This is a genomic window from Paeniglutamicibacter psychrophenolicus (genome assembly GCF_017876575.1).
GTDB classification, from domain to species: Bacteria; Actinomycetota; Actinomycetes; order Actinomycetales; family Micrococcaceae; genus Paeniglutamicibacter; species Paeniglutamicibacter psychrophenolicus.
On record NZ_JAGIOE010000001.1, the window covers coordinates 2,931,944 to 2,956,968 of the forward strand.

At 65.0% G+C, this 25,025-nt stretch carries 23 protein-coding genes; 17 read left to right on the forward strand and 6 right to left on the reverse strand.

Translation table 11 applies throughout. The features are described 5' to 3' along the window. Positions 1-11: 11 nt before the first annotated feature. Positions 12-2,027: a S9 family peptidase gene (locus JOF46_RS13290; RefSeq protein WP_209907817.1), complete on the forward strand. Its 2,016-nt coding sequence runs from the start codon at positions 12-14 to the stop codon at positions 2,025-2,027. A gap of 326 nt (positions 2,028-2,353) precedes the next feature. On the opposite strand, the gene JOF46_RS13295 is transcribed toward JOF46_RS13290, so the two are convergent. After that, positions 2,354-3,031 carry a peptide deformylase gene (locus JOF46_RS13295; RefSeq protein ID WP_209907819.1) on the reverse strand — a complete coding sequence of 226 codons (678 nt, stop codon included), beginning with the start codon at positions 3,029-3,031 and terminating at the stop codon, positions 2,354-2,356. Next, positions 3,028-4,209: a cell division protein ZapE gene (gene zapE / locus JOF46_RS13300; protein ID WP_209907821.1), complete on the reverse strand. Its 1,182-nt coding sequence runs from the start codon at positions 4,207-4,209 to the stop codon at positions 3,028-3,030. The genes JOF46_RS13295 and zapE overlap by 4 nt, the downstream gene beginning before the upstream one ends. A 462-nt stretch (positions 4,210-4,671) precedes the next feature. Between zapE and JOF46_RS13305 the strand changes: the two genes are divergently transcribed. The 7 genes from JOF46_RS13305 (at position 4,672) to JOF46_RS13335 (ending at position 13,559) form a co-directional block, all read left to right on the forward strand. After that, positions 4,672-5,592, forward strand: coding sequence for a TnsA-like heteromeric transposase endonuclease subunit (locus JOF46_RS13305; protein WP_209907823.1), 921 nt, complete (start codon positions 4,672-4,674; stop codon positions 5,590-5,592). After that, positions 5,589-7,673, forward strand: coding sequence for a Mu transposase C-terminal domain-containing protein (locus tag JOF46_RS13310; RefSeq protein ID WP_209907825.1), 2,085 nt, complete (start codon positions 5,589-5,591; stop codon positions 7,671-7,673). The genes JOF46_RS13305 and JOF46_RS13310 overlap by 4 nt, the downstream gene beginning before the upstream one ends. Then, the gene (locus JOF46_RS13315; protein ID WP_209907827.1) at positions 7,664-8,674 is read left to right on the forward strand and encodes a TniB family NTP-binding protein; all 1,011 of its coding nucleotides are present in this window, start codon (positions 7,664-7,666) and stop codon (positions 8,672-8,674) included. The genes JOF46_RS13310 and JOF46_RS13315 overlap by 10 nt, the downstream gene beginning before the upstream one ends. A 68-nt stretch (positions 8,675-8,742) precedes the next feature. Continuing rightward, positions 8,743-9,528: a hypothetical protein gene (locus JOF46_RS13320; protein ID WP_209907829.1), complete on the forward strand. Its 786-nt coding sequence runs from the start codon at positions 8,743-8,745 to the stop codon at positions 9,526-9,528. Positions 9,529-10,411: 883 nt separating this feature from the next. Continuing rightward, the gene (locus JOF46_RS13325; RefSeq protein ID WP_209907831.1) at positions 10,412-10,996 is read left to right on the forward strand and encodes a dihydrofolate reductase family protein; all 585 of its coding nucleotides are present in this window, start codon (positions 10,412-10,414) and stop codon (positions 10,994-10,996) included. Positions 10,997-11,451: 455 nt separating this feature from the next. Continuing rightward, positions 11,452-12,585, forward strand: coding sequence for a glycosyltransferase family 4 protein (locus JOF46_RS13330; protein ID WP_209907832.1), 1,134 nt, complete (start codon positions 11,452-11,454; stop codon positions 12,583-12,585). Between the two features lie 176 nt (positions 12,586-12,761). Next, positions 12,762-13,559, forward strand: coding sequence for an SGNH/GDSL hydrolase family protein (locus JOF46_RS13335; RefSeq protein ID WP_209907834.1), 798 nt, complete (start codon positions 12,762-12,764; stop codon positions 13,557-13,559). Positions 13,560-13,732: 173 nt separating this feature from the next. Here the strand turns inward: JOF46_RS13335 and JOF46_RS13340 are convergent, their stop codons facing one another. After that, positions 13,733-14,380 carry a GNAT family N-acetyltransferase gene (locus JOF46_RS13340; protein WP_209907836.1) on the reverse strand — a complete coding sequence of 216 codons (648 nt, stop codon included), beginning with the start codon at positions 14,378-14,380 and terminating at the stop codon, positions 13,733-13,735. 430 nt (positions 14,381-14,810) lie between these two features. Continuing rightward, positions 14,811-16,211 (reverse strand): hypothetical protein, encoded by a 1,401-nt coding sequence (locus JOF46_RS13345; protein WP_209907838.1) that lies wholly within the window; start codon positions 16,209-16,211, stop codon positions 14,811-14,813. Positions 16,212-16,731: 520 nt separating this feature from the next. On the opposite strand from JOF46_RS13345, the gene JOF46_RS13350 reads away from it, so the two are divergent. The 9 genes from JOF46_RS13350 (at position 16,732) to JOF46_RS13390 (ending at position 23,681) form a co-directional block, all read left to right on the forward strand. Then, entirely contained in the window at positions 16,732-17,199 is a 468-nt protein-coding gene (locus tag JOF46_RS13350) for a 2'-5' RNA ligase family protein (protein WP_209907840.1), read from the forward strand. A gap of 732 nt (positions 17,200-17,931) precedes the next feature. Further along, positions 17,932-18,561 carry a biotin transporter BioY gene (locus JOF46_RS13355; protein ID WP_209907842.1) on the forward strand — a complete coding sequence of 210 codons (630 nt, stop codon included), beginning with the start codon at positions 17,932-17,934 and terminating at the stop codon, positions 18,559-18,561. After that, entirely contained in the window at positions 18,519-19,643 is a 1,125-nt protein-coding gene (locus JOF46_RS13360) for a class I adenylate-forming enzyme family protein (RefSeq protein WP_342592446.1), read from the forward strand. The genes JOF46_RS13355 and JOF46_RS13360 overlap by 43 nt, the downstream gene beginning before the upstream one ends. Continuing rightward, positions 19,633-20,757: a thiolase family protein gene (locus JOF46_RS13365; protein WP_209907844.1), complete on the forward strand. Its 1,125-nt coding sequence runs from the start codon at positions 19,633-19,635 to the stop codon at positions 20,755-20,757. Before JOF46_RS13360 ends, JOF46_RS13365 begins: the two co-directional genes overlap by 11 nt. Next, entirely contained in the window at positions 20,754-21,446 is a 693-nt protein-coding gene (locus tag JOF46_RS13370) for an energy-coupling factor ABC transporter ATP-binding protein (RefSeq protein ID WP_209907846.1), read from the forward strand. The genes JOF46_RS13365 and JOF46_RS13370 overlap by 4 nt, the downstream gene beginning before the upstream one ends. Further along, a complete protein-coding gene (locus JOF46_RS13375; RefSeq protein ID WP_209907848.1) occupies positions 21,440-22,051 on the forward strand; it encodes a CbiQ family ECF transporter T component in 612 nt (203 codons plus the stop codon). The genes JOF46_RS13370 and JOF46_RS13375 overlap by 7 nt, the downstream gene beginning before the upstream one ends. Further along, entirely contained in the window at positions 22,048-22,374 is a 327-nt protein-coding gene (locus JOF46_RS13380) for a CHY zinc finger protein (protein WP_209907850.1), read from the forward strand. The genes JOF46_RS13375 and JOF46_RS13380 overlap by 4 nt, the downstream gene beginning before the upstream one ends. A gap of 164 nt (positions 22,375-22,538) precedes the next feature. Then, positions 22,539-22,886: a VOC family protein gene (locus JOF46_RS13385; RefSeq protein WP_209907852.1), complete on the forward strand. Its 348-nt coding sequence runs from the start codon at positions 22,539-22,541 to the stop codon at positions 22,884-22,886. Positions 22,887-23,186: 300 nt separating this feature from the next. Then, positions 23,187-23,681 (forward strand): DUF2199 domain-containing protein, encoded by a 495-nt coding sequence (locus JOF46_RS13390; protein ID WP_209907854.1) that lies wholly within the window; start codon positions 23,187-23,189, stop codon positions 23,679-23,681. Between the two features lie 72 nt (positions 23,682-23,753). On the opposite strand, the gene JOF46_RS13395 is transcribed toward JOF46_RS13390, so the two are convergent. After that, complete coding sequence (locus JOF46_RS13395) at positions 23,754-24,044, reverse strand: dihydrofolate reductase family protein (protein ID WP_209907856.1); 291 nt, start codon at positions 24,042-24,044, stop codon at positions 23,754-23,756. 157 nt (positions 24,045-24,201) lie between these two features. Next, positions 24,202-24,882 carry a hypothetical protein gene (locus tag JOF46_RS13400; protein WP_245348124.1) on the reverse strand — a complete coding sequence of 227 codons (681 nt, stop codon included), beginning with the start codon at positions 24,880-24,882 and terminating at the stop codon, positions 24,202-24,204. Positions 24,883-25,025 lie beyond the last annotated feature (143 nt).

Sequence of the window (25,025 nt, forward strand, 5' to 3'; positions counted from 1 at the left end):
AGGCTAGCGCAGTGAAACCAGAGCAACTAGAACTACTGACTACTGTATCGGCGCCCAGCCTGAGCCCGGATGCAGGCCATGCCGTGGTGTCCGCCTCCCGGCCCAGCTTCGCCTCCGATTCATACGTGGGCCAGTTGTGGCTGCTGCAGCTCGACGGCTCCGCCCCGCCCCGGCGGTTGACCCGTGGAGAATCCGACAGCGGGCCGCGGCATTCCCCGGACGGCACCTGGATCGCCTTCCTGCGCGCCGATGCGAAGGGCGTCGCCCAGCTGGCCCTGGTCGAGGCCGCCGGCGGCGAGCCGAGGGTGCTGACCGAACGGGCGCTGGGCGTTGGGGGTTTTGCCTGGTCCCCGGACGGCGGCTCGATTGCCTTTGTCTCCCGCACCCCCGAACCGGGCCGCTATGGCTCCATCGACGATGTCGGCGCCGGGGCCGAGGCCCCGCGGCACATCACCACCTTCAACTACCGCGGCGACGGGGTGGGCTTCACCGGGGACAAGGTCCAGGAACTGTTCACGCTGGATGTTCCGGACCATGAGAAGGAGCCGTTCATCCGTCCCCGGGGCCGGGCCGCCCACGGTCTCCACAAGGTGCCCAGCGGCCTGCCCGAGGTGACCGCGCGTGCACTGGCCGAGCAGGATGTGGCCGATCCCTGCTACAGCCCCGATGGGCGGTGGATATACTTTGCCGCCGCGCTGCACCAGGGGCATGACACGGACCTGCGGTCTCAGGTCTACCGGGTGCCCGCCGGCGGGGAAGCCCCGGCGGCGCCCGAGCTGGTGTTGGGCGCCGCGGACTCCGAGTGGGCCTACCGGGCCCCGCGGTTCAGCAACGACGGGGCAACCCTCTTTGCCCTGGGCCAGTTCGTGGGGGAGTCGGGCACGGACTTCCTGGCGCGGCAGGTCGCCGTGTGTGCCGTTGACGCCCAGGCCACGGGCGTGCGCGGGGCCTCGGTGCTGACCGACACCGAAACCGTCGACTACACCGAGTGCGAGCAACTCGTGCCCCACGGCGACTCCGGGGTCCTGGCACTGGCCCGGGTGCGAGGCACCGGGGAATTGCACCTGGTCACCGCCGGCGGCGAGAGCTCGGTGCTGGGAGCCGGCCCGCTGCTCATCCACGGGGCGGCATCGAGCGGGTCGAGGATCGTGGTGTCCTACTCTTCGGAGGAGTCACCGGGGGAGTGCGCCGCGCTGGAGGGCGGTTCGTTGCGCCGGCTGACGGAGTTCGGGAACGCACTGCGGCGGCAAACCACCGTCAGCGCCCCGCGCGAGGCCAGCTTCACCGCTCCGGACGGGTACCCGGTCCACGGCTGGATCCACCTGCCGCAGGGCCCCGGTCCGCACCCGGTGCTGCTGAACATCCACGGCGGTCCGTTCTCGCAATACGGGCCCGCCTACTTTGACGAGGCGCAGGTCTATGCAGCGGCCGGGTACGCGGTGCTGCAATGCAACCCGCGCGGCAGTTCGAGCTACGGGCGGGCACACGGGACGGCCATCAGGCACGCGATGGGCACCGTGGACCTGCAGGACGTCATGGCCTTCCTTGACGGTGCCTGTGCGAGCGAGCCGGAATTGGATGAGGGACGAGTGGGTGTCCTTGGCGGTTCCTACGGCGGGTACCTGACCGCCTGGACCATTGCCCATGAGCACCGCTTTGCCGCTGCCATGGTGGAACGCGGGTTCCTGGATCCGCTGTCCTTTGTGGGCACCAGCGACATCGGCTGGTTCTTCGCCGAGGCCTACACCGGATCGGATCCCGAGCGGGTTGCCGCCCAGTCGCCGATGGCCAAGATCGGACAGGTGCGCACCCCGACGTTGGTCATGCACTCCGAGGGCGACTTCCGTTGCCCGGTGGAACAGGCCCAGCGGTACTACGTGGGCCTGAAGCAGCGCGGGGTGCCGGCAAAGTTCGTGCTGTTCCCGGGCGAGAGCCACGGGCTCAGCCGGGGAGGGTCCCCGTGGCACCGTCGCCAGCGTTTTGAGGCAATCCTGGAGTGGTTCAATCTGTATTTGCCGGTCAACTGATCCGCGAACCGAACGGGCTCGTAGCCACCCGACGGTGGTCACCGTCGGGTGGAATGGATCCGGTGAATGCCGCCATGCCACCCTGGGGATTGACCGGCCTGGGAACGAATGCGGGCCATCGGCGCCCACAACGTCCCTTGGAGTCCAGGTTCCCGGTTCCGGACGGCGGTCATGCAGCTTGCCCTGGCGGCACCGGGGTGTGCCCGGCGTTTCGGCCGGAACCCGACTCTGGCTAGGCGCGTTCCGGATCCGGGTCTTAATGGCGCAGCGGGCACCGTAATTGCCCGTGGGTGATCGTTCCGGATCGGTCGCCCATGGCTCAGCAGCTAAAAACCCAGCCCGACGCGTGCCTGGTCGATTCCGGGATTCGCCCAGCGCGGATACTCGTGGTTGGCGCACAGCGACCGGGTCAGTGCCTTGTCGATGTAGACGGTGCCATCCAGGTGGTCGGTCTCGTGCTGGAAGATCCGCGCCTGCCATCCGGAGAAGTTCCTCCGCCGGGGGACTCCGTCGGCGTCAAGAAAGCTGGTGGAAATGTCGGCGGGCCGCTCCACCACGCCCTGGTATCCGTTGAACGACAGGCAGCCCTCGTAGAAAGCGGCCGTGCGGTCGCCGACCGGCCGGTAATGCGGATTGATGATCTCCAGGTAGTCCAGCGGCTCCCGCTCGCGTGCAGTTGCGATTTCGGGGTTGGTTTCGTAGAGATCCTGAAGCACGGCAATCCGCAAGGGGATGCCCAGCTGCGGTGCGGCCAGGCCGACGCCCGGAGCATCGAGCATTACCGTGCGCATGGCCCCCAGGAATCCTTGCAACAGTTCGGGCCCGAGTTGGCCGTCGAGCTCATTGGCCCGCATCCTCAATACCGGGTGCCCGAGCTGGACGATCGGCGGCATCTCGCCCGAGTCAACGAGGTCGACGAGGCGGGTAACTTCGCTGTGGATCCAGGCGGGGGAGTAGGGGGCCAATCCAGCGTTGTTTAAGTCGTCCATTGATTCTTTGCTCATGCGTTGGCGCCTTGGGTGGTTGGTTGTGTGGCGGAGGTTTGCAAGGCGTTCAGCCGGCTGGCCAGGCGTGCGGCGTCCAGCTCCGGCAGGTGGCCCAGCGACTCCGAGAAGTCGTCCTGCACCAGCAGGTCTAGGCGGATGTTGTGGTCGTACAGGACGTCGATGGCGTTGGCGAGGCGGCGCAGCCCAAACGGGGTCATGGCGGCAGCACCTGGCACGCCGGAAACAACCCAGTGATTGAACTCCTTGGCCAGTTCGAGGTAGTCAAGCGTTGAAGTCAAAGATTCGCACAGATCGCCAAATTCGAACCAAAGTTGCCCGGGGACAGCCCGGAGTGCACGGATGTGATGGCTGGTGGGCTTGAGGCTGGCCACCTCGTGCTCCGCCGGTGCGCTGAGTCCAATCCGGTGCAATTCAGCGGCGGCGGGGGCAACCAGGATGCTGCCGGTGTTGTAGCCGTGGCGCTGGGCATCGGCGACATCGATGCTGCGGTAGTCACGCTGGGCATCGAGCTCGTGGACATCCATGTGCTCGCGGATCTCGGCAATCGTGGGCAAGATCAGGTGATGGTAGTACTCGTCGGCCAGAAGTTCCTCGGGAGGATAGTTCGAGGTGGTGACCAACAGAATCCGACGACCCATGATGAACTTGAACATCCGCGCCAGTAGCATCGCGTCGCCGGGGTCGTTGCAGTGGAACTCGTCGAAGCAAAGAACCTCGACGTTGCCCAGGATCGCCTCGATGGACTGCTCAATGGCGCTGGTTCGTGCCGCCACCCGGTCCATGCGTCCCCGGCCGTTGCCGAGCGCCCCTGGCTCCTCGATCTGGGCCAGGGCGGTCGCCGTGGCCTTGTGCGCGGTGGCGTGCAGCTCCCTGAAGAATTCATGGAAGTGGAATCGCCGCTTGTTGTTGGTTGGAAGGGCATCGAAGAAGGCGCCCAGGATCCAGGTTTTTCCCCGGCCGGGAGGCCCCCACAGGTAAACGTGGTCACCGGAGGGGGATTGGCGCTGCCGGGACAGGTGCCGCTGCGCCTTTCGTGCCAGCAAACCGATCGTGCCGCGTTGCTGCGGGTCGAGGCCCAAGCCCTCGGCCACGGCACGCTCGAGAATGACGTCCTGTATTCCTCGCGGGGCGCCGGCATGTGCACCTGCATGGACGTCTGAATATTGATGTGGCATACCATCGAGTTTCCCTGAATAACTATGCAAGCGCCAAAACAGGCCGAAAAGTAGTTATGTCAACCAATAGTTATCCCTGCCAACGACGCGGAGGAGCGGCAGAAACACGCAGGTTCCACAGAGATACTCCAGGATTTTCCACTTTTGGTCGGCGCCTGCCGCCGGCGGGCACCGAAGTCCGTTGGCGCGCTCGGCGCGGGACCACGGGCGGTTGCCGACGCGCCGCACGCCGAAAACGAAAAAAGCGGTATTTTCGGGGGAGTCGGACACAATTGAGGCAGGCATCTGGATGTGCTGGAATGTGCGGATTTCACCACTTTCAGATCCCTGGGCATTGCGCCGATAATCTACATTATGTCAAGTTGGCTTTAGGGGGCACTCCCCAGCGAGTGAACTGGGCCCCGAATGTTGTTGTCCTGTCTCATTACAGGTGAGGCAATCTCACTACACCCGAAGCATTAGGTGATTTTGTCTCACTACATCCGAAGCATCCGCTGGTTTTGTCTCACTACACCCGAGGCAAACATGCTTCTGTCTCACTACACCCGAAGCATCCGCCGCTTTTGTCTCACTACACCCGAAGCATTCGGGCGTTCTCGGCTTACACTGGGTGCCATGGGACGCGCGCTGTTGGCGTCCGACGTGGAAGCCGGGCCCAAGGATCCTGCAGGTTCCCTGATCTTCAGGGAGCAATTTTCCTCCGCCACGACCAGCGACCTTCTGGCGCACTGCTGGGCAACCGACTTCGAGAACTCCCCGCCGGTTCGCCGCGTTGCCGCGTACAAGGGACAACGCAATTTCTCCGGCCTCTGGTGGTGCGCCTCCACCAACCGGCATGTCGGCTTCGAGTCCTGGCTGGAACGCGACCACCTGATACGCCTGGATCTTGATGCCAAAGTCACGGGCATTGCCTCCCAGCCCTTCAGGATCAAGCTTCCGAAGCCACTCCCCCAAACCTGGCACGTTCCCGACTACTTTGTCCGCCGAGCCGACGGCACCTGCCTTGTGATCGATGTCCGACCAGACGCCAGGGTCAAGGCCGAAGACCAGCTCGTTTTTGATGCCACTGCAAACCTCTGCGCGACGGTGGGATGGGACTACCGCCGCCTGGGAGACCTTCCCTGCGTGGGGCGTGCCAACCGCCACTGGATTGCTGGATATCGGCATCCACGGTGCCGCAACCAGGAAACGGCCAACGCGGCATTGCGGCGCTTGAACCATGATGGGCCTTCCACCATCAGGGATACAGCCCAAAGATTGGGTGATCCGGTGCTCGTGCTTCCCACGATTTTCCACCTGATGTGGTGCCAAGAAGTCAAGGTTGACTTGGATTTTCACCGGTTGCACCTGGACAGCGAGGTTTGGGCAGGCGGGACGCCATGAAGCCAATACCCGGGGCGTTGAGCATTGGCCAGGACATCGAACTGCACGGCACCAGGTTCCAGGTGAATGCCTTTGACGGTGGTGCGGTGGTTCTCTCGGCGCCAGGCTCGGCGCCGGCGATGATCAAGATCGGCGCGCTTTACGCCGATCCAAGCTTCAAGATCCTTGACCAGCCAAAGGTCCGCCGACGGTTCACCGGATCATCGCCGCTCTTTGATTCCCTGCCGCCCGCCGTCCGGGATCGTGCCCGGTGGCTTGAAGGACACATCACCGAGGTGCTGGATGGCGTTGCCCTTAATGAGGACGCCGAGCGCCCGCCTCGGAGCGAATACAGCGTCACCGTGCACTCCTTGCGGCAGCGGGAAAAGAGCAAATGCGCCGAGTTGAAGCTGTTGGGTGAAGACATCAGTTTCAGCACCTTCCAGCGGCTTCGCATTGCCTATGAGCGCGAAGGCATCATCGGGCTCACGGATCAACGACTGAGCAGGGCAACGCCCCTGAGCGGGCAAACAGACCCACGGGTCGTCGAGGCCCTCCAAACGATGTTGGAGAGGAACATCCACGAATCCTCCGGAACGTTGGACCGCCTGATCCACCAGGTTCGCCATCAACTGGAGGAAGAACATGGGGTTGGCGTGGTGCCCGTTCCTTCCCGGGCCACCTTTCATCGACTGGTGAAGAAGCTTGCCCAGGGCAGGCATGCCACCGGGTCGGCCCGGACCCGAAGAACCCTGGCCCAGCAACCTGAGACCCCCTTTGGCAGCGTCTATCCCGTGCGTCCCGGGGAGTTGATGCAGATCGATTCGACTCCCCTGGATGTTGCCATCGAACTTGACGACGGGATCATCGGACGGGTTGAGCTGACCGCCTTGGTGGATGTTGCGACCCGCACCATCTGCGCAGCCGTCGTCCAACCCACGACCAAGGCGGTTGATGCGGCGTTGCTCCTGGCCAGGTGCTTGACCCCGGAGATGATGCGTCCGGGTTGGCCCGAAGCGATCTCGATGGCTGCCTCGGCCCTTCCCTATCGGTCGATGAGGAGCATCGATGAGCGGCTTGAGGGCGCGGCCGACAAGCCCGTGATCACGCCCGAAACCATTGTCTGCGACCACGGCAAGGCCTACCTTTCGAACACCTTCAAAACAGCGTGCCGGTCCTTGGGGATCAGCATTCAACCGGCGCACCCCGATACGCCCACGGACAAGCCCGTTATTGAGCGCACCCTCCAATCCGTGGGGACCTTGTTCTGCCAATATGTCACCGGCTACCTGGGCTCCTCGGTGGAACGGCGCGGCAAGAATGCCGAGGCCCAGGCGGTCTATTCCCTGGTGGAGATGCAGGATCTTCTGGATGAATGGGTCGTCACCGCGTGGCAGAACCGCCCGCACGAGGGACTGCGCGACCCGCTCAGCCCGCAGCGGGTGTTCACGCCCAATGAAAAATATGCGGCGCTGGTCTCGGTGAGCGGATACGTCCCGGTTCCGTTGGGACCGGATGACTACATCGAGTTGATGCCCGCCGAAGCGCGGGTGATCAACAGCTACGGCGTCAAGATCAGGCATCGCGTCTATGACAGCACGGAGCTGAATCCCTACCGCGGGCAAGGATCCGGGATCAATGCCTTAAAGGACCGGTGGGAAATACGCTGGGACCCCTACGACGTGGGCAGGATCTGGGTCCGCAACCACCACGACGGCGGGTGGATCACCGCCTATTGGCGCCAGCTCCATGCATCGCCCCAACCCTTTGGTGAGGATGTCTGGGAACGCGGCCGCCAAATCGTTGCCACCCGCACCGGGAACAGGGCATCGGAGGAGGCCATCAAGGCGGCCGTGGACGGGCTGCTGGCACGGGCAGCGGAGCCTTCTCCACGGGCCAGGAAGCCATCGGCGCAGGACCGGCGAACCGTGGCCAGAAACAAGGCCACCAGCAAGCACGACTGGGCACCGCCAGAGGCCGAAAAACCAACACCGCCCATGGACAAGACAGCTCCAGAGAATGATTTGTCCGACGCTGAACTCGCGAAGATCGTTCCCTTGAAAATCTATGACGCCAGGGCCGAGGCGGAACGATGGTGGTAATCAACAACCTCCCCACCGACAGCCGTGCACCAACGACGACCCTCGAGGGCTGGCGCAGTTTCGTGGAGGACGAACCACACGCCTTCGAGCTCCTGCCCGAGCGCCAGTTCAAGGCATTGCCGGTGGCCCGACGCGAACTCTATGACGAAAACCGGATCAGCTACCACTCCGATCTCGGCGTCATCCAAACCTCCACGGTCCGCAACATCATCCACCAGGGCCGGCTGCTGACCATGCTCAACCAACGCGAAATCAGTGCCCGGCGGGGAATGATCGTCTCGGGTCCGTGGGCCTCGGGGAAAACCACGGCCATCAAGCAACTCGGAAGGACCCATGAGCTGCGGATCAACCTGAGATACCCGGACCAGAACCGTATCCCGGTCGTTTACATCACCACCCCGCCCAAGGGATCCCCCCGCAAGCTGGCCAGCGAATTCGCCAACTTCCTGGGCCTGCCCCAACGCCCACGCCACAACGTCACCGACATCACCGAAGCGGTCTGCCAGGTCCTGACCGCGGCACGCACCGACCTGGTCATCGTCGATGAGATCCACAACCTGAACCTGGCCACCAGCGCCGGGGAAGACATGTCCGACCACCTGAAATACTTCACCGAACACATGCCGGCAACCTTCATCTATGCCGGGATCAACGTGGAAAACTCGGGTCTCTTTGCGGGGCTTCGCGGACGCCAGATCTCTGCCCGCTCGATCCTCACCACCACCGGACCCTTCCCCTACGGCGAGGAATGGCAATCGCTGGTCGCCACCCTGGAAGCCGCGCTGCGCCTGCACCGGCACGCGCCCGGCACCCTGACGCGCGAGGCCAAATACCTGCATTACCGCACCAGCGGAGGGATCAGCAGCCTCTCGCACCTCGTACGGCAAGCCGCCATCAGCGCCATCCTGACCGGAAAGGAGCGCATCGACCGGGCACTGATGGAGGCCACCACCATCGACCATGCAGCCGAATCACACATCCACGGTGCGGCCAGGCCATGAACCCCACCATGCCGGCCCCGGCTACCCTTCATCCTCTGGGCATACGGCCGCTTCCCATCAGGATCCGCTTGTTTCCGGATGAAACCACCAAGTCGTTTCTGCGCCGACTGGAAGACGCCAACGCGGTGCGTCCGGGCGAGCTGAGGAAGGCCCTGCAGAAGATCCCCGGGTCCTGGATCGAGACGATCTCGCTTTGGTGCGACCAACCACTTGTTTCCCTCGACTACGCCATGCCGCAGCTCGGGTTGCAGCAACATGGCCTGATCAACCCGAGGCACTTTGCCGGCCGCCGGGCCCACCGCGTCCACGGACTTGCCTGCCACCGCTGCGCCTTGGCACACGATGCGGGCAGTTTCGTGGAAATCTACACGACCCATCAACACGCCATCTGTCCCAAGCACGGTCTCTGGATCGGCGAAGGAACTGCCACCCCGGAAGACCAGCTATCGATCGGTGCCTGCCCGGAAATACCCGCCGCCTGGCACCACCACAAAAATATCATCCAACGCCAGGGGCACACCCGCACCCGCAAGGCCTTTGAAACCTCAAGAACCATCAACTGGCAGTGGTACGACCAATTCCACCACTTCACCCACACAGCCGGCTTCTATGACGTTCTCGCCAGCAGCGGGTCCCACAGGGCAAGCCAGCAAGCACTGGTTGCCGCGTCGCTCTATCCCGCCATCGTGGAACTAACCGCGGCCCTGGCCAGCCCCTACTGGGCCAAGATTGCGCACTCGGAGCACCCCGAGGCCTTCCTGGACCGCGTCAGCACCAGCATGGCCGAAGGCTGGCGGCCCGCCGGGGCCCACGATCCCCTCCGCAGCTGGATGGAACGAAACTGGGACACCTGAACCCGCGGATCCGGCCCCAAACGGCACAGGGAAAGACACCGCGGTGCCCAAAAACCAGACATCCTCCCAAATGCCTCAGGTGTAATGAGACAAACCCCGATTTCCATCTCATTACATCTGAGGCAACCGCGGAAACCCGGGCCCATTTGCCTCACTTTAAACGAAAAAGGACAGTTGTCCTGTCTCATTACAGGTGAGGCACTCTCACTACACCCGCAGCATCTGGGTGTTTTTCTTTTACACTGGGTGCCATGGGACGCGCACTGTTGGCGTCCGACGTAGAAGCCGGGCCCAAGGATCCTGCCGGCTCCCTGATCTACAGGGAGCAATTTTCCTCCGCCACAACCAGCGGCCGAGAGTCAGATTCCTCGAAGATTCCGTTCGAAGATGGCCCCCCAATCCACAACGTCACCGTCTCCACTGGCCAACACAAGTTTGCGGGTTCGTCGTGGGCGACGAATCAGCACCAGGTCGGGTTTGACTCTTGGTGCGAACGAGACCAACTGTTCCTGCTGGACGTTGATTCCGAAGTTACGGGCTTGGCGACCCAACCGTTCAGACTCACCATGCCAAGGATGCCCTGTCGACGCGAGATTAGTGACCATCGCGTCCAGGTCGTGTCCGACTCGTGGGCTTCCGGAATTAGAGCCACCATCATGCACCTGTGCGCTACACACGAGCTTCTGGCCAGGCACAAATATCCGACTTCACACAACGGGTTCCCAGTCGCCTGCTCCACCACTCCCCCGAAAGTATCCCCCGGGAAGTTGGCCAGCGAGTTCGCGGACTTCCTCGGCCCATCCCAAAGCCCCCGGCAAAACGTCACCGATCAGCGCAACGTGTCAATGTCGCACTGTTGAGTCAATTTATCTAAGGAGTCCCCATGCGTGTTCTGGTCGTGAATCACGTCAGTCTCGACGGAGTTCTGCAAAGTCCGGGGCGAGCCGACGAAGATACCCGTGACGGTTTCCGGCACGGCGGCTGGGCCGAACAGGACAACGACCCGGCGATGCGTGCCGCCATGGGCGAGCGGATGGGTCAAGACTTCTCCTGGCTTTTTGGCCGACGCAGCTACGACGACATGCTCACCCACTGGAACCGGGTCGGCGGACCCTTCAAAGACGGCCTAAACCAGACAAGGAAATACGTCGCCTCCTCCACCCCCGACGCCGAACTCCCCTGGCCGAACTCCACGCTGCTGAGCGGCGACATTCCCGCTAAGGTGGCTGCGCTACGTGAGCAGCCCGGTGGCAACCTGGTAATCATGGGCAGCGGTCAACTGATCCGTTCCCTGCTCCCGCACGGTCTCGTCGACGAGCTGCTTCTCATGATTCACCCGCTCGTGCTCGGCTCCGGCCACCGCCTGTTCGGTCCGGACGATGAGGCGCACCGGATGAGGCTGGTCGCCTGCACCCCCACCGCCACGGGAGTGCTGATGGCGACATACCAACCGAACCAGCTGGCGTGAGAAGGCCAGGCATTCGCGAAACCCGTTGCCACGTGAAGGTATTCGCAAATTCTCGGTGGTGTCGTCGCCGGTTGCCATCTTTTTGAGTCCCATATGTTGCGCTTGGTACTGCATGCTGGCTGAATGCGATCGACACACGTCTCCCACCTGACTCAACAGAGGCTACGTAATCGGGATGGCCCATCAGTCTGAATAGATGAAGGCGTGCCGTCGGACTTGTACTGGGGGTTGATTGCGTATCAGTGTTTCCCCCAAGTCGTGGGGTGTCTTTTGCGAAAGCGGAGCCAATCCGGGGGCCCTTGAACTGGGCGTTTGCGCAGAACAGGTGGTGGTGGTGTGGCTTGGATCCGGGTATCGGAGTTTACGTAGCTCCAGGCGCAGCCGTTCACCTACTTTTCACCGCGGCTTTCCTGAAGCTGCGCCCGGTGGCAACCTTCAACGCTCATGGTTGAGGCGTGAAGGTTGCCATAATTGCTGAATCGTTCCTTCCCGAGATGAACGGGGTTACCCATTCGCTGCTGAAAATCTTGCAGCATTTGGATGCGCGCGGGGACCAGGTCTTGGTCATCGCCCCATCGACGCTGGAGAACGCGCCGCCTACGGTGGAAGGCGCAGCTATCAGGCGGCTTCCGGCCGTTCCCCTCGCCGGTTACCGGAACATCCGGGTTGCCATTGGCGGGGTGGCGCGGGTGAAGTCCCTGCTGGCTGAATTCAAGCCCGACGTCGTCCACTTGGCATCCCCCTTTGTTCTGGGCTGGCGTGCCGTCCGGGCCGCAGCGGCCCTGGATATTCCCTCCGTCGCCGTCTACCAAACCGACGTTCCCGGATATGCGGCCCGATACGGCATGCCATTCCTGGAAAATTGGGCCTGGCAGCGTGTGAAGCAGATCCACTGTGCAGCGACGAAAACGCTCGTTCCCTCGAGCGACTCACTGCAAAAACTTCAGGGCCACGGCATCCCCAGGATGGAGTTGTGGCGCCGCGGCGTGGATACCCAACGCTTCCACCCCGGCAAACGCAGCGCAGGGTTTCGTGACACGGTGGCGCCCGAAGGGCAAAAGATCATTGGCTATGTGGGGCGTCTGGCCCTCGAAAAGCAGGTGGAGGATCTGGCTGCCTTGGCCGAGATCCCCGGCACCCGGCTGGTTGTCGTAGGCGATGGACCGCAGCGGGAGATGCTCGAGTCACTTCTTCCGAAGGCCTACTTCACGGGCTTCCTTGCCGGTGACGAGCTGGCCGCCGCCATGGCCTCATTTGACCTGTTCGTGCATCCGGGAGAACTCGAGACCTTTTGCCAAACCATCCAGGAAGCCATGGCCTCAGGGGTCCCTGTCGTTGCCACCGGCCGCGGCGGCCCGGTGGATCTGGTGGATTCCTCCCGCACGGGCTGGCTCTACGCACCGGGCAACCTGGCCCAGTTGCGTGACTACGCCATGGATCTCATCGGTGACGACGCCAAACGTGCGGCCTTTGCAGCCGCAGCCTTCCAGCAAGTCCAAGGCCGCAGCTGGCACGTTGTTTGCGAGCAGCTGATGAACCTCTACACCGAGGCCATTGCCGAGCACCCGCGGCTTCGGCTTGCCCTGTGAAGATGAAAAAGAGAATTTCGGGTACCGGCGCAGGCTTCCAAGTCTCCGGGCATGCGCTCGCGGTGGCGCAAAGACATCGTGAGAACGATGCGGATTTGCGGTTCCTGTTGCCTTCGGTTGAGGCTCCGTTGCCGCAACCGAAGGCAACGGCGTCACGGGCCGCCGGGTAGCTTCACATGCTTGATCAGGAACCGGGCCGCTACGTTGCCCTGGGTGATTCCTTCACGGAGGGAGTCGGGGATATCAGCAAGCAGCGTCCCAACGGCGTCCGGGGCTGGTCCGACAGAGTGGCCGAGGGTCTCGCGAGCGATTCTCCGGGCTGGGAATATGCGAACCTCGCCATCCGCAGCAAGCGGCTACGGCACATCATCGCGGAACAGTTGGAGCCCGCCATCGCCATGGAGCCAACGCTCATCACGCTGTACGCCGGCGGCAACGACGTCATGGACCTTGGGACGAAGGTCGCTGACATTCTGGCCGAGTATGAATTCTTGGTCGGCCGGCTGGCGCAGACGGGTGCAACGCTGATACTTTTTACCGGTTACGACGTGGAGGTTTCGCCGATCTTGGGGCCCTTGCGCCGCAAGAACCATGCCTACAACGACGGCGTCCGGCTCATCGCCGCGAAGTACGGTGCCGTCCTGGTGGATTACGCCACCTTTGCCGCCTATGCGAATACCCGCATGTGGGGGCCCGATCGGCTGCATATGTCCAAGGCCGGGCACAAGTACATGGCCGCGCGGGTCCTGGATGTCCTCGAGGTGCCGCACGGCATCACGCATCGGGACAAGCGGAAGGCACCGCGTGGCGTTCGGCAGCGGGCCCGGGAACACCATGTCTGGGTCACCGAGTGGGTGCTGCCCATGTTCGGGCGCAAACTCCGGGGCACCACGCTGGGCGACGCCCTGGGCCCCCGGTGGCCCGAGCCGGTGCGGGTGCCGCCGAAGAAGGGCCTGAAGAAACTGACCCGATAAGGCGGTGCCGGGACGGTGAACCCTTGCCGTTGGTGCTCTACCTGCCCCCGATCCAGTGGCGTCGGGCTTTCTTTACAGGGTCCTGCCCGTCGCGGCTCGGTTGCGCTTCGGTGAAGTTCCGCACGGCGACGCTCAGTCCCGCGGCAAGCCACCTTCTCCCGGGCCGTGAAATCCTACGCCGGGCGAAGTATTCCCATGATGACGATATCCTCGTACTTTCCGCGAACCCAGGCGTGCTGGCGCTGACGACCCTCGACCACGAATCCCGCCTTCTCATACGCACGGATCGCGCCAAGGTTGGACTCGATCACTTGCAGGTGGACTCGACGCAGGTTGCAGCGCACGAAGGCAAACTCAACGATTTGTGAGATGGCTGCGCTCCCGATGCCTTGTCCACGAGCTTCGGGAACCAAGGCGATACCGACTTCCGCGTGGCGGGCGAGCTCGTCGAAATCGAAAAGCGAAACACTGCCGACGGCGGCACCGTCCACATCGATCACGAAACGCACGTTCTTGCCTGTGTCATCAGCATCGCCCTGCTCCAGCCGATTCTTGAAGGCTTCCCTAGTCAGCGGCGCAGGCGATGCCGCGCTCCGTTCCTCCCATGTGGCAAGATCGTCAGCGATTCGGAACAAGACGTCAAAGTCGTCTTTGGAACGGGAACGAAGCATGGCGGCTCGCGGCTTGGACATGTCCAGGATCCTATCAATCAACGCCAGCGGCCCGACAGCAATGGGCCTAAGCGCCGCCGACAAGCCCAAACTGCCAGCGGTTGGGTGGTGATAGTTGTCGGCAAGTTCTTTGACGTTGTCCTGACACACAACATTCCTGATCCCCCCGAACGGCAAAGGGTGGAGCCGCTTGTGTCGGAGCCACCATGGTCTCGGCCGTTGAGGCCATCGGTGTTGGACCACGACGCTATGAAAACGCCGATCCCGGCCTCGTTCAAGACCAAGCCCACTTTCAACGGATAGTCGCCAACGAGGCATGGAACCGGCACCGCTCCGCCGAGCGTTTCCGTAACGGAAACTCGATTCACGGTCCGGGAAATCTGAAGAAGGGGCTGAAGAAACAGACCCAACTAGGCCGTGCCGGGACGGCGAACCCTTGCCGTGGCGTTGCCGTATTAGTTAGGCCCACTCCGAGGAAATCCGATCCCCGTGCACGGAGTCGTCCTCGAAGGTAGCCACCACCGTGTCGATCCCGTGTGTGAAGGTGTCGGCGGAAGCCCCACATCCACACACGGGTCATTCACTGGTAGGAGACGAACCACGGCTTCGGGTCGATGTCAAAAGTCTTTTTCGGGGTGAACGTCGGCGAGTCCTCGTCGATGAAGTTCTTCCACCCCATCCAGATGCCGTCGGGCAGGTCGCGGCGCAAGTTCTTCCACGTGGCCATCTTCATCCCCGGTGTCCCGTTGCCGTCGGCGTGCACGACCAGCGCCAGCTCGGGGTGCGATGTGTCCAGGGTCGAACGGTCGCGGATCATGCTCTGCGTGAACTGATGCAGGATGACGATCTTCTGCGGCAGTTTGTGCTTGCGCGTCAGCTCGGCCAACCAATCGTTGGCGCGGTTGAGCTCGGCGGCATCCACGGAACCGATCTGGGCCAGGTGCCGCTGGCCGGGCTTGAGCCTCCACTCGGGGTCATAGGCGATGCCGACGTTGGGGTAGGTCAGCAATCGTTCGTAGTGCTTGGCCTGGGTCAGGAAGTCGTTGAGGCCCGGCTGCAGGTCAAGCACCACGTACACCCCCGCCTTCTGCGCCGCCTTCACCCAGGGCTCGAGTCGCTCCACGGGAACGTAGCTGGAGTACTTGCCGTCCTTGCCGGCGGACGCCGAGGCAACGGTCGCTATGATTTCGAAGGCAGGCTGGACCTCTTCCTTGCTATGGGGCTGGTACTTCGCCGCGTACTTCTTGGCGCGCTTGATCGCCCCGTCGACGTCCTGTTCGCCGAGCAATCCCAGGGAAGCCGTCCCCGGCGTCCCGTACAGCGCGACCATGCGTCGGTCCGGGAACACGATCTGCCCGCCGCCCGGGAGCTGCTTTCCTGCGGCAGCCGTTGCCGCCAGGGCCGAGAAATCCTTGGTTTTCCCGAACCCGTTTCCTATCGCATACAGGTCCGACTCCGCGTGGTTCTGGAAGAATTCCTGGTTCTTCGCAGCCCTCGGGTCACCCGATTCCATGGTGTGGAGGTCCGCACCGGCCGCCTGGGCCGTGGCAAGGGCGGGACCTGCCGCATCCCCCGCCTTCTCCCCCTCGCGCACGACGACGGCGAAGCCGGACTCGGTGGCGCCCTCGGCGGGTTCGATTTCAGGCAAGTCGGCGTCAGGTGCCGACCCATCGACGATTTCCAGGCCGCCCGCCAACGAAGCGGACAAGGATCCGTACGCAATGAGGGTGCGCGCACCCAAACGTTCCACCTCGGAGGCGAAGGCCTGCTGATCCGAAGACGTTTCCTCCGGCGCGCCCTCGGGTGCGACGAGCAGCGGGACACCTAGTTCGCGGGCTCGACCGGCGGCGGTTTCCTGCGCGCCGTCTTTGCCCAGCACGACGACGGCGGGTGCCTTTTCGAAGAACGCCTGGCTGGATTTCAGGGCCATGTCCTCGGCGTCGCCGCCGATCCGGCCGAAGCCAGGTACAGGGTCGGCCAACACCACGATGTCTTGGGTTTTCTGCGATTGTGAGCCGAAGGCTCCTGCGTCGTCCCTCGGCCCCACTGCCGTGCACCCGGCCACTACGAGAACGAGAGCCAGTCCGCAACTGGCTGCACGCAGACCGTTCTTGGACAACTTCACCAATTCACCAATTCTTTACTCCCGCACCGACCATCAGCCATGGATTTTCACCTGCACCGTTTTATCATTCCTTGCTGACCAAAAAGCTTCCCGGAACCATTGGTGCGTCCTCGAACACGGCACCCCTGTACGAGGACGTTCACCATGCACGAGCCTAACAACAACGCCCCGGTGGTGCCCGAGTGTTCCGCACCGGCTCCGTCAGCGTGACGGCCACCGATGAACCGGCTGGATGGTCAATATGCAGCGGGGAGATCCCGCCGCCCGCGAACCGTCCTGCACGGTGCGCGCCATGGCTTGCATGCCCGGCGGCCATGATCCCTCGCGTCGGATCATGACCTCCCTCGGGCCGGGGGCCGAGGTCGTATCCTGAAGCATGGGTGCATTTGTTCTCGTGGCCTTTGTGGTCCCCGTGCCGGCAGGCCTGGTCTTTCCCCGGACCAGCTGGCCGCTGCACATCACCTTGGCGCGTTTCGACTCCCGGGATACCGTCGACGTCGTACGCGCCCGGCTGGATGTCGCGCTGCCGGTGTTGCTGGGCTTTGGCGTGCTGATCGGCCCGGACGCACAGTTCGGCCGCAACGCGTCAGTGCCGGTTTCCCTGGTGGATCCGGAGCCCGCCCTGCAGCGTCTGCATCTCGCCGCACTGGAGGCCTTGGGGCCGCAGGTGCACCTGCCCGGCGCGCAGCACAATGGTCCGAATTACCGCCCGCACGTCACCCATGCCGATACGCGCTTGCGGCCCGGGGACAAGTTCCGCATCCGGCAGGCGGCGCTGGTGGACATGCGCCCGGACAACGACCCGCGGCTGCGCCGGGTCCTGGCCGTCTGGGAATCGGCATAGGACACGATCCGCCGCGGAAGACCGCCATCCCGGCCTACCCCACGGAGCCGGTATTGGGAGCGGACGGCTTGGGTTGGACACCACGTGGGCCGTTCCTCGACATGGCAAATGGACACGGCCGGGGCGCAAGGCGTCGAACCGATCCCAAATTCGGCCGGATTCGACGCTTCGGTCCGGCTGGGGTGGGATCACTGCAACAAGTTCCCCGTAGTGCAGACGGTCCGACCCGCCGGTTCCCCCACTTTCCGTGGATCAACTTCGCCGGGTACGGGCATTGCTGGCCAACCGCGAAGGCTGCGTGGGGCATTGCCACGACCGCGGAGGTTCGTCCTGGGTGGCGCATCACCGTGCACCAACCTTTGGTCTTCCCCGGGCCCGCAATATGTAGTAGCGCTCCCCCGCCTGCCGGCTGCCACATTGCACCACCGGTGCGGTTGAAAGGGCCTCGTTCGCCGATGTTTCACGAGGTTGGAGCCTGGTTTTGGGGTTTTGGCCCGAGCCTGCCGGTCCAGCACCGGATCACTGGCCTTGCCGGCAAAGGGGGCGCATCGCGGGGGCGGCCGGGCCGTATTGACCGAAAGCCCGCAGGGCTGCGGCGTCGGAGTGTTACCTCGGCCATTGTGGCTTTCGCCATGGCGAAACTATAGTAAACACCAACCTCTGAACACCGTTCAATTGGACAGTGTTCAAGTGGGCTCCCGTCCAGGATTGAAACCTAGAAAGATCCTTCCCATGACCAAGCACAGTCTCCCCTCAAATCGCCCGGCCAAACGGCGTCTCGATGCCACCAGCCTCGCGCGGGTCGCCATCTTTGCGGCGATTGTCGCCGTGATGGGCATGCCGGGCGGGTTTGCTGTCGCGGGTGGCGTTTCCATCACCCTCCAGACCCTTGGCGTGATGATCGCGGGAGCCATTCTCGGGCCATGGCTTGGCGCCCTCTCGATGACGGTGCTGATGGCACTTGTCGCGATCGGCCTGCCCCTGCTGGCAGGCGGCCGCGGCGGCATCGGAGTGTTCTTCGGGCCGTCGGCGGGCTACCTCGTCGGCTGGATTCTCGGCGCCTTCGTCATCGGGCTGGTCGTGCACGCAGGGGGGCGCAAGCCGGTGCTGTGGCGGACCCTGGTCGGCATGCTGGTCGGCGGCATCCTGGTGATCTACGCCGTGGGGGTCCCCGTGCAGAGCATGGTCACGCGCCTCCCGCTGGGCGAGACCGCTGTATTGAGCCTGGCCTTCATTCCCGGTGACCTGATCAAGGCGGTGACCGCGGCTCTCATCGTGATGACGCTGGTCCGGGCCTACCCGCGCGCCTTCAACCGGGTGTGGGCCACGAAGAAGACCCCGGTGCCGGAGCCGGCCAAGTGATCATCCCGGTCGACGGCGGGGCTCCGGGCCTGCTCGAGGACCTGAGGCGGATCCGCGAAGCGGGAAACGTTCCGCTGGTCACGGATCCCAGGTGGACGCCGGCGCACCGGGACGCCATGGCCGCGGCCGCCGCAAAGGCGGAACTTCCCGAGGGAACCGCCTGGGCGACGCTCACCTCCGGCAGCAGCGGTGCGCCGCGGATCGTGTTGCGCAGCGCGGAATCGTGGGCGGCCTCGTTCGCTGCCGTCAGTGGATTCCTGGGCGCCGGAAGCGGGCAGAACGTGTCGCTTCCGGCGCCGCCGTCTTCCTCGCTCACCCTGTTTTCGCTCGCCCACGCGCTCTCGGGCGGTCCTCGGCCGTTGCTGCGCCCCACCCCGGAATCCGATGCCTTGCACGGCACCCCGCAGGCGCTTCGGGCCGTGCTCGACGGCGGCGCGCCGCCGCGGCTGCGTGCGGCGCTGGTCGGCGGTTCCCACCTCGACCCGGCGCTCCGCGAGCGTGCCGAAGCCGCGGGCATCCGGGTGACCGCCTACTACGGTGCGGCCGAGCTGTCCTTCGTGGCCTGCGACAAGGGCGACGGGCTGCGTGCCTTCCCCGGGGTCGAGCTTCAAATCCGCGATGGCGAGTTGTGGGTGCGCTCGCCCTTCATCGCCTCCGGCTATGCGGGTGCGCCCGGACCGCTGCGCCGGGACGGGCAGTGGGCAACGGTCGGGGACCGCGCGGAACTTATCGACGGCCGGCTGCGCCTGCTGGGACGGGCAGACGACGCGATCCTCAGCGCCTCGGCCACGATCGTGCCGGAGGAAGTCGAAGCGGTGCTGCGCTCGATCCCGGGCGTCCGCGACGCGCTCGTGTTCGGGCTGCCGCGCGGTCCCGTCGGCGCCCTGGTCTCGGCGTTGCTGGAACTGGATGGCGACGCACCGGTTGATGTCCGGCAGCTTGCCGCGGCGCGGCTGGGAACGGCGCACCGCCCTCGGCGCTGGTTCACCGGCCGGATCCCGCTGACCGCGTCGGGCAAGCCCGCACGTGCCGAAGCCCTGCGCCTGGTCCTCGCCGGGGAGGTGCAGTCCCTTGCAAGCTGACAACGATCCCGTCATCATCGCAGCCCGGCGCACCCCGATCGGAACCCGCGGCCGTGCCCTGGCGCGCCTGCGCGTCGAGGAGCTGGCGTCCCCGGTGATCCGGGCGGCCCTGAAAGACGCCGAAGCGGTGACCGGCGCGCCGGTCACGGTGGCCGATGTGATCCTCGGGAACTGCATGGGACCGGGCGGAAACCCCGGCCGCATCGCCGCGCTGGCGGCCGGTCTGGGCCACGAGGTTCCCGGCGCCACCGTCGATCGGCAATGCGGCAGCGGACTGGCTGCCGTGCTCGACGCCGCGGCAGCGATCCGTGCCGGTGACCGGCGGATGCGTGTGGCAGGAGGTGTGGAAAGCGCCTCGACGGCCCCGGTGCGCTCGGTGGCCGGCGTGGCCTACGACCGGGCACCATTCGCCCCGGCGGGCTTCAGCGACCCGGGAATGCTCCAGGCGGCCGAGGACCTCGCCGCGCGCGACGGCATTTCGCGCGCCCGGCAGGACGCCCATGCCGCACGCAGCCACGCCCGCGCCCGGGCGGCACGGGATGCCGGCCGCTTCGATGCCGAGCTGGTGCCGTTGGCAGGGCTCCGGCACGACGATGCGATCGGCGGCGCCGAGCGCCTGCTCCCCCGGTTGCCAGCGCTCTTCCCCTCCGGCACGCTCACCGCCGGCACGTCCACGAGGATCGGGGATGGCGCCGCCGCCCTGGTGCTCGCGCCGGCCGGACTTGCGCCGGGCCTCGCGATCCGTGCCTCCGCAGTGGTCGGCTGCGACCCGGCACTTCCGGGCATCGGTGCCGCCGGTGCCATCCAGGCGGTCCTGGAATCGGCCGGATTGGACCTTGCCGACATCGATGCGCTGGAAATCGTGGAGGCGTTCGCCGCCCAAAGCCTGGCGGTGCTCGACCGGATCGGGCTCGCGGAGGACGACCCGCGGTTGACCGCCGACGGCGGCGCCCTGGCGCTTGGCCACCCGTGGGGCGCCAGCGGCGCGGTCGCCGTGGTGCGGCTCTTCAGCCGCCTCGTGCGCGCCGGGGCCCCGGCCGGGACCCGTGGCATTGCCGCAGCGTCGATCGGCGGCGGCATGGGGATCGCCGCGGTGCTGGAGGTGGTCCGATGAGCATCAGCGGAATCCACCTCAAGGGTGTCGGGGTGCGCCTCGGGGACACGGACGTCCTGCAGGATGTCTCCCTGGATCTCGATGCACGCACCGTGGCCGTCATCGGGGAGAACGGCTCGGGCAAATCCACGTTCGCCCGGTTGATCGGCGGCCTGCTCCCCCGGACCTCCGGCGAGATGGGCATCCTGGGGATCGACCCGGCCCGCCGGGCCGCGGAGCTGCGCCGCCGCATCGCCATCGTCTTCAGCAACCCGGACGCGCAGATCATCATGCCGACGGTCGCCGAGGACGTCGCCTTCTCGCTGCGCGCGGACCGGCTCCGTCCGGCCGAGCTCGAGGAACGGGTGTCCGCGGCGATGGAGCGGTTCGGCCTCACCGAACTGGCCGAGCGCCCGTCCCACGACCTCTCCGGCGGGCAGAAGCAGATGCTCGCGCTGTGCGGCGCGTTCGTGCGCAACCCGGAACTGGTGATCGCGGACGAACCGACCGCCTACCTCGACGCGCGCAACGCCCGGCGCGTCGCCGACCACCTCTTCGAGGACACCGGCCACCGGCTGGTGCTCGTCACCCACGATCTCGCGCTGGCAGCGCGCTGCGACCAGGCAGTGCTTTTCGCCGGCGGACGCTTGGTTGCCCTCGGGGAACCGGATGAGATCATCGCCAGGTACGAGGCGGTGCTGGCATGCTGACGCTCTACAAGCCGGGCTCCGGTTGGCTGCATCGCATGCCCGCCGGCCCGAAGCTGCTGCTGGTCCTGTCGGTGGTGCTCCTTGTGTCGCTGCTGCCATCGCACTGGTTTTCGGCCGGCCTCGCCGCGGCGGTGGGCATCCTGGGCTACGCGGTTGCCGGCCTCGGCCCCGGGCTGCACGGAATCAAGGAACTGGGCCGCCAGGTGTTCGCCATCCGCTGGGTCATCGTGGTCACCGTCGTGAGCCAGCTGATCTTCATGGGCCCGGAGCCCGCTGTCGCCAACGCCGCCAGGGTCACCGCCGCGATCGCGCTCGCCGCACTGCTCGCGCTCACCACGCGGGTGACGGCGCTGCTGGATGCCATCGAGGCCGGGTTGCGCCCCCTGGAGCGGCTGGGCCTGGACCCGCAGCGGATCGCGTTGCTGCTCACGGTGACCATCAGCACCATCCCGGTGCTTGGCCGCAGGGCATCCGAGGTGCGCGATGCGCAGTGGGCGCGCGGGGCACGGAACAACCCGCGCACCTTCGTGGTCCCGTTCCTCATCGTGGCGCTCAAGCACGCGGACGAGCTGGGGGACGCGCTCACCGCCAGGGGCGTGCGATGAGCCCGGACCGGCCCAACGTCCTGGGTCCGGTCGTCGATGGCCAGACGCGCTGCGTCCACTATCGAAGCCCGCTGGACGTGATTGCGATCAAGTTCGCGTGCTGCGGCGAGTTCTACCCGTGCCATCTCTGCCACGCCCAGGCAGCCGACCACGTCGCGAAGCAGTGGCCGCTGGATTCCCGCGACGAGCCGGCCGTGCTTTGCGGGGTCTGCGGACACCTGCTGGCGATCACCGAGTACCTCGGCACCGACTCATGCCCGGTTTGCGCCGCGTCGTTCAACCCGGGATGCAAGCTGCACACCGAGCTGTACTTCCAGGGTTGATTCCCGGGAAATCGGCGAAATCCCCTGGCCGGATCCATCCGGATTCCCATGGCGGAGGAGGTTCCCCCGGGTGTAAACTCCCTGCGATTGATGTTGCCTGCATCGATTGACCATGCCGCACGGCTGGCCCGCTACGTTGGTTTCCAATGGCGGAAGGAAATTCGATGCCAGACATCGTGAACTATTTTGAGATCGGCTCGCCCGACCCGGATGCCACCCAGGCCTTCTACGGCTCGCTCTTCGACTGGAGCATTGGCGGGCCCTCGCCGCTCGGCTACCGGATGGTGGACAAGGACAGGGGTGGCCTGTGGGACACCAACGCGATGGGCGGGAACTCCTGGGCGATTTTCTATGTTCAGGTCGACGACGTTAAAGCAGCAATCGCCAGGGCCGAGTCACTTGGCGCGAGTGTCGCCGTCCCGTTCGTTGACAACGGAACCATTGAGTTCGCCCACCTCCTCGACCCGCAGGGCAACCGCTTCGGCGTGTGGCGGCCACGGCAACCGGCCTGAGCCGATCGACGCTACTGCGCCGTACTGCACCTCCGGCGACCCATGGAAGGTCCCGACCGCGCAAACCCAGGCATGGCTGGCCACCATGGTTTCGGTGGCCCGGCGTGGCCGCTGCATTTGTCCGGCGAAGCGTTCCACTTCATGCATGCACGCGCACCCGGCTTGCGGTCTCGTTGCCCTGGACCGCAAGCCGGGTGCTGCCCCCCATGCGCGGAACGGCTGAAGCACCATGCAGGGTTCCAATTTTCCTGATTCCGGTTAGAGTTCAAGCAGGCGCCGAATGACAGGGGGGCATGGTTCATGGCAGCCGAACATTCTTGCAGCACCTGTGGTCGCGAGGTCAGCGACCACGATCGGCACATCCGCTTTGCGCTTCCCGATCCTGTCCTGAACACCGCCGAACAGCACCACGCCCCGGGGTCCTGGCTGAGCCATGACGAACCGAACACCTCGGTCATGATGCAGATCCAGGGAATCGGTGCGTTCGTCAGGGCGCTGCTGCCGGTCTCACTCAGCGAAGGACACCGGCTCACCTTCGGTGTGTGGGTGGCCATCAACCCCGCGGAATTCTTGCAGACCTTTTCGACCTGGTGGGCACCTGAATACGCGGATCTGCACCTTGAGGGTTACCTGGCCAATGCCGTCGGCCCGTGGGGACTGTTGGGCGCGCCGGTTGTCCTGGAAGTCAAGGACATTGAACATACCCCCTATTGCGTGGACAGCGAGCAGTTGGATCTCGCAGACGTCCTGCACAAGGAATGGCCGCACGAAATCCTTGACGGGTTCCCCGCGTAGGGAACCGGATCCCCGCTTCGGCCGCTCGACGGGCCGGCAGCCCTTGGCTTGGGTAGGTTTTTGTGCCGAGAATTACCGTGGCCAAGAGCACCCAGCGCGCCACCTGGGCGGCAAGCTGCCGGAGAACACCACCTTGGGCAGCGGATTCCAGATTGCGGCCCACTCGCGCCTGGCGGGATCAAGCGACGGATCCTTCGTTGAGCTCTCCCAGTACAACATCGTGTCGTACGGCAGTCGTCCCGACAGGTGGATGCCAACCTCTCTAACCTCGTCGGTGACGAGGCGAAAGATTTCGTCGCCGGGCGCCGTCCAGTCGAAACGGCCGTCCGGCCCGACGATGTAGCCGTCAAGCGAAACGCCCATCGAAGAGGCCACCTCGCGAACCGGAGTCCCACCGGTATCGGTTCCACGGCACCCGCGCGAGATGCCGGCGGTAGGGACAGCCAAGGAATCCGCTTCACGCTGAGCCGACGCCCCGATGGCCCGCAGACATCCGGCCGGGCGAAGACAGCAGCGCTCCCTACTTCCTCGTCGTGAACTCGATGCGGATTCGCCCAAGCTCGGCGCGCGGAAGCACCGCGGTCACCACCGCTCCCCCTTCCAGCTCGGCGCCAATGCCATAGACGAATGGATCCGTGTCGATCTCCGCGGCGGGGACCTCGACTCCATCGACCAGGACCTTGACCCTGCTGTTCACCGAACGGGCGGTTACCTCGGGTGCCGGGTGGTCCCATGGGTTGCCGCCAAGGCCGCGTTCCTGCCGGTACTGGTTCATGAGGATGTAGTTGACGTGCTCCACCAGCACGCTGCCGACCGACGAGCGGTCGGAGGAGTCGCGGTTCCAGGTGGTTCGCACGGCCTCCCAGAGCTGCGGATATCGCATGCGTTCCACGTGCTCCAGCAGCCATGCGGGACGTGGCCATGGCGGGACGTCCTCGATGGCCATGCGCGTCTGTTCGTCGAGGTCCGCGAGGTTGCCCGGGTCCGAGCGGTCATCCGGGTTCCGCCAGAGAACATAGGTGAGACTCGCCGTCATGTCGCTGTACCCGCGATCGTCCAGGCCGGATGCCAGGCCGACCCAATCAGGGTCCTCCAACGAAGGTTGGGGCACGAGCCCCATCACCGGAACGGGCATGAGTTTGAGTTGTTCCGCCTGCTCGATACGAGGGTCGGGTGCGTCTTCGGGAAGGATGCCATCCATTCTCATACTCCGATTATGGGCCACGGGCGTGCCCCCGGTCCGAAATGCGGAAAAGAGGTCTCCGGCACCGTTCGGTCGGTTGGCCGTTCCCCGAATTGCGCTGGCACAATTCCGGAGGAGCAATTCGGGTGTTGCCCGACGTT